Genomic DNA, 14,554 nt, shown 5'->3' on the forward strand with positions numbered 1-14,554 from the left:
GAACGTAATGGCATTGAATGCGCAAAAAGTTAAGACGGCAGGCCCCGGACGCCATGGCGACGGGCGTGGGCTTTTCCTTTACGTTAAGCCGTCCGGATCTCGGTCATGGGTGCTGCGCTATCAGATGCAAGGGTGGCGGCGTGATCTGGGTCTTGGGTCTTTTCCCGACGTTACCCTCGCCATGGCTCGCGACCGCGCATCCGAGGCGCGTCGCCTCATTGCCGAAGGCGAAGACCCCATCGCCAAAAAGCAGCAAGCCACGCCAAAGACATTCAAGGACGCAGCCCTCGAACTGATCGAAAGGAAACGCCCCGGTTGGAAGAACGCCAAGCATGCGGCGCAATGGACTTCGACACTCGAAGCATATGCCTTCCCAAAGATCGGACAGGTTCAAGTCGCCAAGATTGAAACTGCCGATGTAATCGCCGCGCTCACTCCGATTTGGTCAGCCAAGCCCGAGACTGCGAACCGCGTCCGGCAGCGCATCGAAGCGGTGCTCGACTATACTTCCGCGCTGGGTATCCGCACAGGCGACAACCCGGCCCGCTGGCGTGGGCATCTGGATCATTTGTTGCCGAAGCCGAAGAATGTGCGGGCGGTCAAGCACCACGCTGCCTTGCCCCATGCCGAGATAGCGGACTTCATGATGCAGTTGGACGCCCGCGAAGGCGTGGCGGCACGCGCGCTGGGCTTCACTATCCTGACGGCGGCGCGCTCAGGCGAGACGCGTGGCGCGACATGGGCCGAGATTGACCTTGACGCGAAGCTCTGGACGATCCCGGCGGGCCGGATGAAAGCGGGCAAAGAACACCGTGTCCCACTTTCCAAAGCGGCGATTGCGTTGCTTGGCAGTAAACGCGGCGGCAATGAACTGATCTTTGAAAGCGAAGCCAAACACGGTAAGTCAATTTCAGATATGAGCATGACCGCTGTTCTGCGCCGCATGAAACGCGACGACATCACCGTCCACGGCTTCCGTTCGACTTTCCGCGATTGGGCAGGTGAAACCACCGGTTTCCCGCGCGAGGTGATCGAAGCAGCGTTGGCACATGGCATTAAGGACAAGGCGGAAGCGGCTTATGCCCGCTCGGATCTATTTGAAAAGCGGCGGAAATTGATGGCGGCTTGGGCGACGGCGGCAACAAGCAGCAATAGCGACCCAAAAATCGTCGCGTTCTCCAAGTAGACGACAAGGTCGGGAACTATGAAAGTCCCAAATCTTCGGGCAAACCTGCCGCATAATTAATCCAACCAGATGCGCCAGACCCTTTCTTAGCTCAGGAGACCATCTGTCCCAGAATCCTGAAAACTGACATTGACGATAAGTATTGTGTTGAGCGCGAGGATCACTACTCTTTCTTAGAATGGCTCGTTAGGTACCCCAGTACACACAAAGAGAATGCCGTAGAAATAAGGTAGGCAAGGAAGCATGCCCAAAAAGGCAACCCAAATAACCAGGCCAGAACCCCAACCGTTACTCCGATCAGTGCCGAGCTAATCCAAATAAATGATAATGACTGATCCATATCGGTAGATTCTGCACGAGAGGTTAACAAAGCCTTAAAGAGGATGATACTTACACCTGCCAAAAGCTAGATGCACCTGAGCGCCGCATCTGCGCTGTTTTGGGCGTTGCACGCTCTAGCCTGCGATATCGGGCGAAGACTCAGAACGACGAAGCTCCGCACTTGACGATGATCTGCTTGGCCAAATAGTATGCCTTATTGAGCAGCGTTAGAGCAGCTTACACAAGCTCAAAGTCAAAGTTCAGTACGAACACCCTCTGCCGCCAGATAGTCAGCAATGCCGCTGGGTTCGCTGCGTAACTTGGTGACAACCTCTTTGAGTTCCTCAAACGCATCCTCGTTCAATCGCGGGTCATCCCCGTCCCAGAATACAATTCCGGTAAGAAAGACGGCGCAGTCCATGCAGATCCGAACAACAAGATCGCGGCTTTCGCCTACGTCGTTAGCGATATCAGTTGCGCTCCAAGTCTTTCTAGGCATGTGTTCCTACTTCATTTAATTTGATTGTGAGACAGTGTTTCATGGGTTCCTTTCAGCTAGGTTTATTACCGACGAAACTTCCCCTCGCGCACATGCCAGAGTTCAACACGAACACTTCTATACACTCCTGCACTTAAGACATTAGCTTGCAGGCTCAAATGCTGACCGAATCGGCATCTGACAAGACAAGTGCTAACTTCGCGGACACATGTCGCAACAAATCAATTGAGAAGAAGTATTAATCTGCGGGGTGTCTGAATGAATACTCACTTAATCCATTGTCAAGTGAAGTTAAATTATCCAATCACAGCTGTACTTTTAGGTAGTTTGGGGAGAAAACATCTTGGTTAATAGGGGATTCGTTGTACGACTGTCAGGAAGCAAGCCGCCCACCTTAGTCAACGTTGATCCACCAAGTTGTATCAGTATGACTGAGAATAGCAGATCAGGCTTGACAAAAGGAAACAGCAATAGGACGCACCAAAACAAAATGAGCAGAATAGCTGAATTGCTCGTCGTCAGCCTCAACGAACGCGAAGCAAGCAAACTTATCGACCTTTGGACCGAACCTAATCTACCGATTTGCTACGTCACTGAATCTCTCATCAAACTTAGACTTGCCGATGCAGCACCGAACCGTGAAAAAGTCTCGGTGACGGCTCTAGGTATGCAGGTGCTAACGGCCCTACGAGCCCAAAATGAAGACATGTGCGGACAACGCGCTGCCTAGAGTGCACTCTCGTAACGACAAGCTAATCAACGAATAGCTCATGTTGACAACGCATGAGATGGAGTGCGTGCGGTCTCATGCACGATGTCTTTCCAAGGCCGCAACTGCAATGAACAGGGCGGTGGCAGTGTTTGAGTTACCATGATGGGCATAGTTGTACGCGGCCTTCTCCATAAAACTGATGAGTTCATCCACGCGGAGCTGCCCAGGCTTATCTACAAGCTCGTCATTTACAAGCGGATGTTTGGTGTTTGCGATCACGCTTCAGGCCTCCACACGTTCACTAATCAAAGAAGCATTGCCCCACTCGACCTACGTTAAGCTTAAATTGGTTAACCCGCGGTGAATCTGAGAGGGATTCGTTGAAGCGCTCTCCAATTTCATGCTTTCTAATTAATGCCATTAATAAAGAATTAAGTAGTGTCTAATACAGATGACGCCCGTAGTGTAAATTAAGAGCGACGCAATGGACGCACGACAAATAGCTAAGTTTCTTGATGATGCCATGTCATTGGTAGAGAAACTAACTGAAGAGGAGGAAGAAGTGTTAATTAAGGCCTGTATTGAGGTGGCATTGGCAGAAAAAGAAGTGAAGGTGTTGCGCCAGCATCCTTTAATGTCGCAAAGATCCGTAAGCGACGTTCCGCTCAGCTAGATCTCCAGCTTCGTAAAATTAGCCAACCATTAATATGTATGCTGAAAATGAGGCATCAAACTGGAAATCTTGGAGATCATGGAATGCTAACAACAGAATATGAATTTAGCATTGCACTAGCGAGCGCTCGTATGGCCGAAGAGGGATTTGAGAATACGGCAGTCGCATTGAAACGGTTACTCCACGAAAGTGTCGAACAACAATACATAAGTTCGTCATCGAGCGAACATCAGAAATGCTTGATGGTTGAGAGCATCAGGGAATCCATACACCGAGACTACGAAGAGATCGAGCACCTGTTTTAAGTTAGGATGCTTCCATATAGGCTCTTGTGTTGCTAGCGCAAGCCAATCCTGTTGAAGCGCTCTAGACTACGCGAAGTCATTGGCGAACTCCCGAACCCAAATCTTCCGCTACACTAATTGTGTCATGCTCATCACTTGCTCTCCAAATCTCGGAATTCCACTTTATCTCAGCGATTGCAGTTCCCTGAGCTAACCGCAGAAACGAAGCAGTTTTTGTCAACCCTTCCTTTCGACTGGCCTTCTCCAAGTCGGAAAGAACTGGAAGCAACCAAGCATTATCATTCACAATCAATCATCTCCAGTTTGGTTTTCTGCCGTCGTTCACTTTAAATTGGGCAGACTATTCGCAGTAGGTGATAGTGCGGAAAACCTTGACTTCAATGAGACTAGGGTTTGGCAATTTTGAAGCACCAGTATCCAATCTCTTGTCTATGAGCAGCTTTTTGCAAGGTTTCAGGAACGGACATGCGCATGTTTCGGGCCTGATGTGGTCGCAAATGACAACGCTGTCTGATCCGTCTATTGAGGGTGATCTGGGCGTAGATGGTGATATAGTCCCATTCTGCGTCTAGGAACCTAGCGACGCAATGTACTGTTGAAGCGACCGTTGTACCCGTTCTCCCACGACGGCTCTGGAGAGACTTGGATCGGCTGAGTCCCCAAATGTCTTAGCCATTCTTGCAATGGTGCTGCGATGAACTCTGAGCCATTAAACGGATCTTTTGCAGAACTCTGGTTTGGCGAGTCGGTTGCACCTGTCCGAAGCCCTAGCGGCAGGCAGCACAGGAGCGCATGAAACAGTACCGGTTGCGATCGCATTGCCTTACTCCTGCGTTCCATTTTGACATGGCAGAGGGCCCCATTCACCACCACCCACACAAGAACCTCAAAGGCTTAAGAACTTCGATTCTCTACACACGCTGAGAAAGGTGATCAGACCTGGACATGATCGACCCTAGAGCCAGGAATGCAAGAGGATCAGGCCGCGCAACACCACCGTACTGTGGTGTTTTTCTTTGTTAACCATCACGCCCGATGCTTCTCCTGCCAACTACAGGAGCAAGTCATGATTAAATTCGTTCACGCTACAAATCTCTTCCTTCACACTGATCTCGCAATCCAGATGTTCACGGACCGAGCCGATCTATTCGGTCGGCGACTTGGGTGGGACGTATATGTCGACCCGGTCGGTATGGAGAGAGACGAATACGACACCCAGAACCCCATATACATCATTGATCAAGACGAAGATGGAAGGCACCTTTCTTCCATGCGCCTACTTCCAACGACAGGTCGCACTATGCTGAACGACCACTTCCCCCAACTCTGTGGCATCCATAAATTCAGCAACCCAAACACTTGGGAAGTTACCAGGTTCTGCGTGGCACCAGGTGCCGATCAAAAATCAGCCTCACGGCTGCTCGCTGCAGGGGCCAGAATGATGAAAGAGATGTCGATCAAGCAGTTTGTTGCAACATTTGGTACGTCGATGAAACGTATCTATAGGCGAGCAGGGGTCTCACCAGAGGTCGTTGGCACCGGACGGACCCAGCATGGCGAAGTCAATGTCGGTATATGGAAGTACTCGTCAGCAGGCTACCAAGAACTGCTGCTCCGGAGTCAAACAGACGAAGTAGAGTTGGAGGTAGACATAGCAAACTCTGATATTTGTAGAAGAAGGCTTGCTCATGATTGCACTCATATTCCAAGCCTTCTTGCTTTGACTGATTGACAAAACACATGTGTTTTCTACCGGCTCAGCATTTGCTGAGCCGCCCCTCCAGCGCCCAGATAAGTTGCTACGGACGCCAATGCAGTCACTGACCCGTCGAGCGGTTAAGAACAGATTCAGCGGTCGGTGCAAGCTGTCGCAGATGGCTTTGCAGCTTCGTGTTCATGCTGACCTTGGTGCGACCAATCAGACGACCACGCCCCCCTTTTTGACGCCCAAGCGGGACGCAGTACGGTGCGTTTTCAGATAGGTCGCATCAATCATCACGGTCTTCTCCTCGCCGTGACCGGCTACCAATTACATCATCATCTTCGCGAAGATGCCGTTATCGCTCCAGCACTTCCAACGGTTGTAGCGTGACTTATGCCGGTCCTAGGCACTCGGTGCGTCACGCCACCGTAAGTCATTGCGACTGATGGAGATAACCCCACTCAACACACGCATATCATCGACTCCAGGTTTGCCATGGGACTTCGGGAAGAAGGGCTCAAGACGTGCCAACTGCGCATCCGTCAGCCAGAATAGATCAGACATGTTCACCGCTCGTTTTTTGAACCTTGAATCTTGCAGACATCCGGAAATCAATGGGTCCCGACCCCAGTTCAACTACACTGAAAGCACCTTATATTCAATGAATTCAACCCTATGTGCCATTAAGTCCGCTTCAATTCGAAAACACAGCCATACTGTCGAACAACAAGCATTACATTCTTCTTTTTCGGCCAAGAAACGTAAAAATGGAATCAGATTTTGGCAACATGTTAATCAACTTGTGTCAAATGATATGTAGTATGCTAATCTGACCGGCGCACGATTTATTTCCAGAAGAGCTAAAAAAATATTGAATTTACGTAGTAATAAATTCTGATCATCAGAAACATTTCATAGTATCAAATAGCCTAAAATGAGAGAAAGATTATTGCTTCAGTTTATTCTGATGTCTTACTCCAGTTGCAATTGGGCCCAAAATCTACCTCGTTAATGCTCAACATTTTAGAAACCTATTCGCGATATGGATTGGAATAGAGCATCTATCCTGGGGGTAAAATATGACCGAGATATCGACTGGGCCAATTGTCACAACGACTCTGAACAACTCGATTGGAACTTTAGGAACCGAGATGTTTGGTGTAACCGCGCAAAATATGTTTGGGACCAACGAATGGATGATCGATGTTGCTGAAATGGGTCTGCAAGACGGCAGGTTCACCGGTGGCACCGTTGCCGAGGAAGGTTGGGTGGTTGATGGGCGCATTCGCCAGCGTGTTGAGGAAATCGATCTGGATGTTCTGGATGGAGACAGATCAAACATCGCATTCGACTTGACCCACCCTGAACTCATTAGTCCTATTGCGCTTCAATATGATGACGAAAATCATCTGCGGCGAGATGATGTCCAGACCTTTAGTCAAATGTTGGAGCGAGCTGTTGAAAGTGGTACGAACATATCACTGGTAATACCGGTCAAACGCTACTTTCTGAACCAAGATCTTACCGACCCTGAAGCCATGGCGAGAGCCACCGCAGCCGCAGAAGCAGATATCTCCTTTTTTCTTAATCGATTGAAGAATGAGGAATTCAACAATGGAGAATATCCAGAAAAATTCATTTTCGAAATTGGAAACGAGCTGTATTCCAACCCTATTGAATATGCTCTGATTTCAAAAATTATTATTGATAAGATAACCGAAGATATGGCTGATAGTGACATTTCATATCAGTTGGCATTTCAAATGGGCCGAGGCAGCTTTGAATTCAATAACCTGTTAGAAGATGGCTACTTTGATTTGTTTTTTGAAAATGGCGAAGCAAAGATCTCCGAACTGAGTCAACTTGATTTTGTTCCAGGAGTGGGTTTGCCTTATGAAGTTCGACAAATTGCTATCGACAAGATGATGACGGAAATCCTAGATGAATCGCTCGCCTACGTTGGTGGTAATCGTCATCATGCTCTCGGCTTTAGCCGGGACGATCTAGACAACCCCAACGCTCCGCTGAGTCAACGTCAGATGATCGTCGATCATTGGAGAGAAGCCTACGCCGAACTCGGTATCAACTGGGACGAAGAAATAGACTACTATTATTCAGCCTTCTCGACAAATACAAGTAATGGCAACTCAATGCCGTTTGAGATGGCTGGTGCCACCAACTTACTCGATGTCTACGCCTTTATGTTGGAAGAAGGCGTTGATCGAGCGGCGATTTGGGGCGTGACAACCGAATTTAGATACAGGGATGGTATGTCAACGACAACGATCACAGATCGACTTTCCGAGTTTGATTCGCCGCAAAAGGCATTGCTCACACTAATGACCGAGAATGTGATGGGGGCGGAGTTCTTGGGCCGTGGTGGGGGTGACGGCGAAGGATATCGTAGTTTCCTTTACGAGACAGATGACCAATTCACAATTTTCTACTACGTAGATAGCGTGGGCCGTGACGGCACGACAATTGACGTGGATCTAGGCATACTAGGCGATGTGGATAGTGTATCGGTGGTCAATCTTGATATGGCTATTGAAGGTCAAAACGGCGCATCGTTATTGACCGAGAGCGAGCAAGCGGTTGCCGATGGAAGTGTTCAAATCAGTTTTGATCAAGACTTCGAAGTAGTAATGGTGAACATCAATAAGTCTGACAGTGCCAACTATGCCACCACCGCAATGATTGAGGATATTATTGCGGCCGAAGCGGTTTTTGATGGCAATGCCCTACCTGTATCGGGGACTGGTGATGCTGATCAGATTTTTGGGGAAGCCGGATCAGATATTCTATTCGGTGGTGCAGGCGATGACGTTTTGGATGGAGGCGCGGGTCGCGCAGGACTGTCGTCAATGGGAGGCTCGACGGGCGATTTTACCGCCGCTGGTGGTAACAACAGTGACTTCATATTCGGCGGAGAAGGAGATGACGTACTTCGGGGAAACGCTGGTAATGATCTTTTGTCTGGTGACGAAGGTGACGACGAACTCTGGGGGGGGAGCGGCTTCGATACCTTCGTTTTCAGTCAAGGGTCCGACTCGATTGGTGATTTTCAAATTGGTATCGACGAAATCCTCATCAGCGTAGAACTAGTAGAAAGCCAGGAGTTATTGAATGCAATCGTGGCCTCGAACACAAGTGTAGGTGAATCATCGCTTACAATTGAGTTTGGCGGCGGTAACGAATTGACGATTGAAGGAGTAACAGATGTTCGTGAACTCTCTGGAAGTCTCACTGTAAGCGACTACGAGCTTCTGGGCGGATAGTTTCATTAATAGAGTTCTTTGGGCTGGCGTCCAGGAGTTTCGGTACCCCTGGGCGGCTCCCGTTTCTTACCTACATTTTACCGACTGGCGGCAAAGACTCCACTGAAGGATTGTGAAGCACCGCCAACAGCCACTTGAGCGAGCGCTTCTCCCCCGATCCCTTGATACTCCTCTCCCAAGAAATCGCCCGCAAAATCTGTATCGAAGACGAGGACGTCGCCACTAATACTGGTCAATTCACCACTGCCTTCAAATGTGAGAGTGGCATCAACGTCTGGGTCACCGGCACGATCCAGCTCACCGGCTGAAAGAATAATCGCACCATCCAAGGCGTCACCGTTGTCATCGAGAAATCCACTAGCCACACCTGAAATCAAGCTGGAGTCTCCAAACGAAACATTAACTGATAGATCTCCGATGAGGGTATCCGTTACACCATCTTCTGTATTTGAAAGTCGACCGGACAGGAAGCCTTCGTAAGACACTGAACCGGACGTCGGCAGTACGCCTAGATCCGTATAGTCCATTGTGTCAAAATCAGAAAACATCTGCTGTGCCGCTGCCTGCTTCAACTCTAGCTCTGTTGGTTCCGCTTCTGGTGATTCACCGCTCATGCAGCCCGCGAGAAAAAGAAGGAAGTGTAAGCCCAAGACAGGACGACAGTACTTGTCGCTGTAGGCTGAAGCTTTAGTTGAGTTTTCCATTAATCTACTACCTCTATTCGGAGCCACCTTCATACTTGCATCTTAGGCGGAGCCAGTTAATTCTGAATTAACCAAGCAAGACAGAAGACCTAAAGCTCGACAACACGTTCCGTTACCAACGAGTGTAGCCTCCGTTAGGCAAGGCCCCAGAGGTCTACTGATCTCGCATTAGTATTTTCAGTAAATTGATAAGTTTAGTGGACGACTGCCTGCGCCAACAAACCTCATGGATCAAAAGAGTTAAGTATGGGTCAATTCGTCGCCAATTAATAAAAATGCGCAAAGCAGCGACCATTACTTCCTTCAAACAGATTATTAACCAAAAAGATGCAAAGAATGCCGCGAGCTGCAAGATGCGGAAGTCTTTCATAAACTAGAAGGCATTACCGATGTTGAAGAGGGTTTTTTGCGGGTACATCGCACCTATAGTTTTTTACGTATTCATATTTTCTGCTTTTGGGGACAAAGTCGTTGCAGAAGAAATAACAAGTTATCGAGGCGAAGTAGGCAGCTTTACCAACGATTTTTTTGGCGACGGTCACGACCGCTGGCGAAGTGGTTCGTATCAAAGATCGTACTACTCGGAAGGTTATCGCTCGACTTGGTTCGGCGGTATCGAGTTACGCGCTCGTTCAGAAATTGTAACACCATGGGTCCCTTCAAAACAGCCGGAAGGCGACCTCCCCTATTCTACACTCCTCGGCGCTGGAGTCTTTTTACATGATAGTATTCTCGGTTTTGAAACAAGGCTTGGCGGCGAGGCCATGTTACTAGGTGATGCAACTGGGGCAGAGGCGGTGCAACGCGCTGTGCACGACGGACTAGGTATGGACGATAGTTTTGATCCAGGTAGAGATGACCTTGATAGAGTCGAAGACGGATTTGAACTCCGATTTGAGGCTGAAATTGGGCGAGTAGTCGACTTAAATGAGCGAGCTATTGTGCGCCCTTACGTCGAGCTTGTACTTGGGTCTGATGAAGCGGCTACAGCCGGGGTAGATCTTGTGTTTGGACCGATGTCGTCCGCTGAAATTTGGACTAGGGACGTAGTGACGGGACGACTACTCACTCCACAAGTCGATCAAATACGAGGTCTGAGCTGGGTAGTTGGTTGGGATGCTCGCGCCGTCGAATCTTCTGTTCATTTGCCTGAGGGATTCTCAGTTGAACTTGAACCCACGCAATTTCGTTCACGATTGGGCCTGCAAAGCAGTTTAGGTTATGCTAACTTCTTTGTCGGTCAGGCTTGGTTGTCACCCAGCTTTGTGGGACAAGCTGAAGCGCAAAGAGTTGGAATGCTGTCCATGTCGTTCAACTTCTAAGATCATTTTCGTGCCTCTACTCCAACAGGTTGGTGCGCTCTTTTTTTGTCTTCAGTCCCGATGATGTATCTGCGCAAAACGCGTGCGGATAGCGCACGGTGCTAGACCGCATGTAGTATTGACGCTGCAAATAGGATTTTCTTTTCGTTAATCTGGGGCATTTGCTGTAACCAAGCAGTAATCCGAGACCTTGACACTTGTGTATCTGTAGCTACACGGCGCTCAACTTTATCGGTAACGCGCCTTGAAGGCATCCTCGAAGCCGCCAAGCATCAAAATAGGCCTTCGGAACTGGGACGTCATTTTGACGCATAGGTAGAGCGGGTGCAATAAACTTGCTCGAAAGGAGTCCCTGAAACACTGTCTCGCAATTGAATTAAATGGCGTAGGACGAGATGCTGAAAAAAACTTGGAGCGCAACCGATGTAGCAAATGATTTGGGAGAGAGCCGTGATCTTGTTGTCCGGATCTGCATGGACTGCGCGGTCTTTCTCACCGGATATGTAGTGTGGGAGGGTAATGACCCAAGACTGGATGAGGATGCGATTGAGGAAGTCAAAGAGACGATTTCCAAACTACGGAAAGAGCCTACCGGTATTGAGGAGTACATGATGTCGGCAGAGATGCGCTTCGAGCTTTGAAGTTGGGTGAGGTAGCCACGTGGTAAGCAGGTTCACCTGTTTGCCAGCGGTCCCAACTCGCGCTCAGAAACGCCTGCGACAAACCTTCGCACGTGGCATTTCCAGGCCAAAGCGTTGTTCCCGTTCATAAACGATTAACCGGTTTTGAGCGAGCTTGATTGTCACGATAACGCATCGGGAACGAAAAAGTGAAAGTGGAAAGAGTGAGCTCTCAAGATCTTGGTTTCGATTCAGAGATGGCACAGGACGCCCTCGAAGACTTGCCGATTGATTATGTGATTAAAAGCATGGAGAAACGCGCGTATGCACTCGCTCGGAACGGCTCCTTTGAGACAGCGAATTCGTTGTTCATAGCTGTGGCTGCGCTGGAGCGCTACAAATCCGCCGCCTAGCGAAAATCGGCTGAGCCATCATGACGGATTGACGTGTTCATAGATTATTCACCAATCTCACTAAAGAACGAAGGAATACGTTAACGTGTGAGGTCAAATGCAGGTCTTGTGCATAGAAGACATTGATGGCGACGCATCGGAAACGACGCGCATTGTGCAACAGGTGAAGCCAAGGGCCCGTGTAAAGCGGGCCTCAAATCTAGCCGATGCGGTCGCTCACGCGCGGAAATCAAAGATCCCATTTGATTTGGTCTTGATAGATCAGAAGCTAAACGGGGCCGTTGGAACCGAGCTCGTGGCCCCACTCCGCAACTGTGAATCTACTGCGGATTGCCCGGTCGTTTTGCTGACCGCAAATTGCTCGGACACAGTTCGTTCTCTGGCTCTGGCCAACGATGTCTCGGCGCTTGTCCACAAGCCTCTTGATCCCAAGAGGCTTGATGAAATCATAAATGAGGGCCGCGTGTTTTGGGAGCTACAAGACCTTCCCAGAGATCTCGGAGAATACCGTCAGGCATTGGCGGCCTTAGCGGCTTTGAGCGCCTAGCCTTTCGTCTTGAAGAATGCGCTGAGAGACTGATCCGAACCACTATTCTTATCTGCGGCGATGGTGTCCACTGCGCGTTGAGCAGCGACAACCGCCAAAAAGAGTGCGTTTCCGTTTTTCGCGTCGCCATTGCGGACCAGCGCATAGGCAGTTTCTTCAAGATGCTGCACTAGTTCGGGTAGGCGGCCTAGTGTGATTGCATCATCTACATCGATAAATTCAGACTTATCGTTCGTCGCTACATTGCTACCGTCAAGCATCGCTGGGTTCTCCCTAACTAACTTACCAAGCCCGCAACAAGCGGACAAAAAAAGCGCTTACATGGGCGCGATTATGGCCGTTTATGGGCATCTCGCTGAATTCGTTTACTGTTACAGGTTTTTTCCGTATGCAATTGAATACATTGAGAAATTGCACTGATCCGGGGTGGTCGCAATGACTGGACCCTCTAGATATAAGTGATTGTGCTTTTTGTTCCACAGACCTGACGTTGGAAGCTTCTTTCTAGCGCGTTGTCGCCAGACGTTGCCATCAGCAAGCCAAGCGGGCGACCACCGCTGTTGATCGCAAACCGCACTTGATCATTTAGGGGATTGGCGGGTTGTCGAGCGCGATGCGATGCGAGGGACGGCAGCGGAGTTTAATCTCCCTCGCTGCCGTCGAACAATTCACTTACTCACAAGTCACTAGTTACCGGTTACCGGGGTAGGTACCCATCAGTTAGATGCTATTTGCTAACAATTCTTAAGCATGTTGCGTTGAATGCGGCATTAAATGTGCTTCTTGACCTGTCATTCGGGTTTTGTGCTTGGTGCGGCGTCAGGAACTATGGGTTCGGCGCCGACATCCGACGGTTTTGGTCGGTTGACCGGTGCAGCCCCAAAGGAGACATTCCGATCAAGCGTTCAGAGGATCGACATGCGGATTGCCTTTAGGTTGTTGTCCGATTTACTTGGCTTGCGCGCATGATGAAACACCGGCTGACGGATAAGGCCATATTGTCCCTTCTTCATCCAACCCAGACGACAAAGCTTGGAAGGATTAGTCTAGTGATGGCTGGCCTTGTTCGCGTCATCGCAGTCATTTGGCGCGTTGAGCCGACAACTAGGCTACCCCTTCTGACCTAGCTATAGATTGCGGGATGCAATGAGCCGACGAGAAAGGATCAAACCTGCATTTCAGCTCATTCCACGCTTCTGCAAAGTAATGAATTTTACGCTATAGGAGAACCGAAGATGCACGAGAACTGGCGGCCAGACCTATCGGATGAATCTGTCGTCTTGTTGCTCAAGCCACGGTGTTCGGCTTACTATAACATCCTTCAGTATTGTCGCCATATCGGGGTCGATGTTGTCAACGATGGCAAGAAGTATTGGGTTGCCCGAGTTCGGCGAAAAGACGGTGGCTATCTCAGGAAGCGCCTATGTATCGCCGCGGACGGTGACTACATTGCCAATGATTTCGCTCACGCGGTAAAGCTGGCTGAAGAATGGTTTCAGTGGCCCTCAATAGCCGCGTTGGCCGCCGAAGCCTATCAAGTCGGGTCACGTCGAGACATTAACATTTGTCCCATTGGTTCAGTATTTACGGTCGGTCATGCGCTGCGCGACTATGTCGATTGGAAACTCATAGCTGCAACACGATCCCACTTTGAAACAATTGTCAGCTTGATCAACTACCATCTTGTTCCGCGCGTTTCACATATCCCGCTCAACCAGTTTGATGGTGTGCACTTCCATAAATTGGCCGTTGATGTCCTGCAAACACCACCGAAGCTGGGACGCAAAGATCCCACTATCAAGCTTGAGATACGAGAGCTTTCGCAAGATCAGCTTCGACGCCGCAAGAAGACTTTCAATGCGCTTGTAAGTATCTTGAGAGGCGCGTTCGACCTTGCCTGGGAGCGCGGTCATCTTGAAGATGACCGACCACGTCGGTGTCTTCAACGCTTGCCCAACGTGGATCGACCAAGGGTCATTTTTCTCAATCGCCAAGAATGCCGAACGCTCTTGGCCAATTCCCGGCCTGATTTCTCGAAGCTTATTCGTGGCGCGCTCTATACCGGCTGCCGAGCCAGCGAACTTGTCGCCATGCGGGTGCGAGACTACTGCCAAAATACGTCGTCCCTCTTTGTCGCAAGTCCAAAAGGTCGGCGTACCAGACACGTCATTTTACCAAGTGAGGCTCAACACTTTTTTGCAGCATTGCTTCTGCGATGCCAAAGACCGGTTTGTTCCGCGCGAATGTAAGAAATGGCTTGGTCTAACTTGTC

At 49.6% G+C, this 14,554-nt stretch carries 14 protein-coding genes and 1 pseudogene; 9 read left to right on the forward strand and 6 right to left on the reverse strand.

Annotated elements, in window-relative coordinates:
* The first annotated feature begins 7 nt into the window (after positions 1 to 7).
* Positions 8 to 1,186, forward strand: coding sequence for a tyrosine-type recombinase/integrase (locus SLH49_RS19925; protein WP_320270903.1), 1,179 nt, complete (start codon positions 8 to 10; stop codon positions 1,184 to 1,186).
* 574 nt (positions 1,187 to 1,760) lie between these two features.
* Here SLH49_RS19925 and SLH49_RS19930 read toward each other — a convergent pair.
* Complete coding sequence (locus SLH49_RS19930; RefSeq protein WP_320270904.1) at positions 1,761 to 2,006, reverse strand: hypothetical protein; 246 nt, start codon at positions 2,004 to 2,006, stop codon at positions 1,761 to 1,763.
* 427 nt (positions 2,007 to 2,433) lie between these two features.
* Between SLH49_RS19930 and SLH49_RS19935 the strand changes: the two genes are divergently transcribed.
* Positions 2,434 to 2,736, forward strand: coding sequence for a hypothetical protein (locus tag SLH49_RS19935; protein ID WP_320270905.1), 303 nt, complete (start codon positions 2,434 to 2,436; stop codon positions 2,734 to 2,736).
* A gap of 75 nt (positions 2,737 to 2,811) precedes the next feature.
* Here SLH49_RS19935 and SLH49_RS19940 read toward each other — a convergent pair whose 3' ends face one another.
* On the reverse strand, positions 2,812 to 2,997 hold the full coding sequence (locus tag SLH49_RS19940; protein ID WP_320270906.1) for a hypothetical protein: 186 nt from the start codon (positions 2,995 to 2,997) through the stop codon (positions 2,812 to 2,814).
* Between the two features lie 205 nt (positions 2,998 to 3,202).
* Here SLH49_RS19940 and SLH49_RS19945 point away from each other — a divergent pair, with 205 nt between their 5' ends.
* Together SLH49_RS19945 and SLH49_RS19950 are read left to right on the forward strand one after the other, a co-directional pair.
* On the forward strand, positions 3,203 to 3,391 hold the full coding sequence (locus SLH49_RS19945; RefSeq protein ID WP_320270907.1) for a hypothetical protein: 189 nt from the start codon (positions 3,203 to 3,205) through the stop codon (positions 3,389 to 3,391).
* Positions 3,392 to 4,762: 1,371 nt separating this feature from the next.
* The gene (locus tag SLH49_RS19950) at positions 4,763 to 5,428 is read left to right on the forward strand and encodes an acyl-homoserine-lactone synthase (RefSeq protein WP_320270908.1); all 666 of its coding nucleotides are present in this window, start codon (positions 4,763 to 4,765) and stop codon (positions 5,426 to 5,428) included.
* Positions 5,429 to 5,488: 60 nt separating this feature from the next.
* Here SLH49_RS19950 and SLH49_RS19955 read toward each other — a convergent pair.
* Positions 5,489 to 5,962, reverse strand: a pseudogene (locus SLH49_RS19955) (transposase); the annotation flags it as partial.
* Positions 5,963 to 6,477: 515 nt separating this feature from the next.
* Here SLH49_RS19955 and SLH49_RS19960 point away from each other — a divergent pair.
* Positions 6,478 to 8,676, forward strand: coding sequence for a hypothetical protein (locus SLH49_RS19960; RefSeq protein WP_320270909.1), 2,199 nt, complete (start codon positions 6,478 to 6,480; stop codon positions 8,674 to 8,676).
* 77 nt (positions 8,677 to 8,753) lie between these two features.
* Here SLH49_RS19960 and SLH49_RS19965 read toward each other — a convergent pair whose 3' ends face one another.
* Positions 8,754 to 9,380 carry a hypothetical protein gene (locus SLH49_RS19965; RefSeq protein WP_320270910.1) on the reverse strand — a complete coding sequence of 209 codons (627 nt, stop codon included), beginning with the start codon at positions 9,378 to 9,380 and terminating at the stop codon, positions 8,754 to 8,756.
* Between the two features lie 389 nt (positions 9,381 to 9,769).
* On the opposite strand from SLH49_RS19965, the gene SLH49_RS19970 reads away from it, so the two are divergent.
* The 4 genes from SLH49_RS19970 (at position 9,770) to SLH49_RS22405 (ending at position 12,282) form a co-directional block, all read left to right on the forward strand.
* Entirely contained in the window at positions 9,770 to 10,702 is a 933-nt protein-coding gene (locus SLH49_RS19970) for a lipid A-modifier LpxR family protein (protein ID WP_320270911.1), read from the forward strand.
* Between the two features lie 395 nt (positions 10,703 to 11,097).
* On the forward strand, positions 11,098 to 11,343 hold the full coding sequence (locus SLH49_RS19975; protein ID WP_320270912.1) for a hypothetical protein: 246 nt from the start codon (positions 11,098 to 11,100) through the stop codon (positions 11,341 to 11,343).
* Positions 11,344 to 11,546: 203 nt separating this feature from the next.
* A complete protein-coding gene (locus SLH49_RS19980; protein ID WP_320270913.1) occupies positions 11,547 to 11,735 on the forward strand; it encodes a hypothetical protein in 189 nt (62 codons plus the stop codon).
* 97 nt (positions 11,736 to 11,832) lie between these two features.
* Positions 11,833 to 12,282 carry a response regulator gene (locus tag SLH49_RS22405; protein ID WP_413785314.1) on the forward strand — a complete coding sequence of 150 codons (450 nt, stop codon included), beginning with the start codon at positions 11,833 to 11,835 and terminating at the stop codon, positions 12,280 to 12,282.
* Here the strand turns inward: SLH49_RS22405 and SLH49_RS19985 are convergent.
* Complete coding sequence (locus tag SLH49_RS19985) at positions 12,279 to 12,542, reverse strand: hypothetical protein (RefSeq protein ID WP_320270914.1); 264 nt, start codon at positions 12,540 to 12,542, stop codon at positions 12,279 to 12,281. The two genes, SLH49_RS22405 and SLH49_RS19985, sit on opposite strands and share 4 nt — an antisense overlap.
* A gap of 1,925 nt (positions 12,543 to 14,467) precedes the next feature.
* Positions 14,468 to 14,536: a hypothetical protein gene (locus tag SLH49_RS22410; protein WP_413785315.1), complete on the reverse strand. Its 69-nt coding sequence runs from the start codon at positions 14,534 to 14,536 to the stop codon at positions 14,468 to 14,470.
* Positions 14,537 to 14,554 lie beyond the last annotated feature (18 nt).

Source organism: Cognatiyoonia sp. IB215446 (assembly GCF_033963825.1).
Classification (GTDB): domain Bacteria; phylum Pseudomonadota; class Alphaproteobacteria; order Rhodobacterales; family Rhodobacteraceae; genus Yoonia.

Bases quoted from the DNA above. Each gene is read 5' to 3' on its own strand.
- SLH49_RS19945 (WP_320270907.1), top strand. From the start codon at position 3,203: ATGGACGCACGACAAATAGCTAAGTTTCTTGATGATGCCATGTCATTG.
- SLH49_RS19935 (WP_320270905.1), top strand. From the start codon at position 2,434: ATGACTGAGAATAGCAGATCAGGCTTGACAAAAGGAAACAGCAATAGG.
- SLH49_RS19975 (WP_320270912.1), top strand. From the start codon at position 11,098: ATGCTGAAAAAAACTTGGAGCGCAACCGATGTAGCAAATGATTTGGGA.
- SLH49_RS19960 (WP_320270909.1), top strand. From the start codon at position 6,478: ATGACCGAGATATCGACTGGGCCAATTGTCACAACGACTCTGAACAAC.
- SLH49_RS19970 (WP_320270911.1), top strand. From the start codon at position 9,770: ATGTTGAAGAGGGTTTTTTGCGGGTACATCGCACCTATAGTTTTTTAC.
- SLH49_RS22405 (WP_413785314.1), top strand. From the start codon at position 11,833: ATGCAGGTCTTGTGCATAGAAGACATTGATGGCGACGCATCGGAAACG.
- SLH49_RS19965 (WP_320270910.1), bottom strand. From the start codon at position 9,380: ATGGAAAACTCAACTAAAGCTTCAGCCTACAGCGACAAGTACTGTCGT.
- SLH49_RS19950 (WP_320270908.1), top strand. From the start codon at position 4,763: ATGATTAAATTCGTTCACGCTACAAATCTCTTCCTTCACACTGATCTC.
- SLH49_RS19930 (WP_320270904.1), bottom strand. From the start codon at position 2,006: ATGCCTAGAAAGACTTGGAGCGCAACTGATATCGCTAACGACGTAGGC.
- SLH49_RS19985 (WP_320270914.1), bottom strand. From the start codon at position 12,542: ATGCTTGACGGTAGCAATGTAGCGACGAACGATAAGTCTGAATTTATC.
- SLH49_RS19925 (WP_320270903.1), top strand. From the start codon at position 8: ATGGCATTGAATGCGCAAAAAGTTAAGACGGCAGGCCCCGGACGCCAT.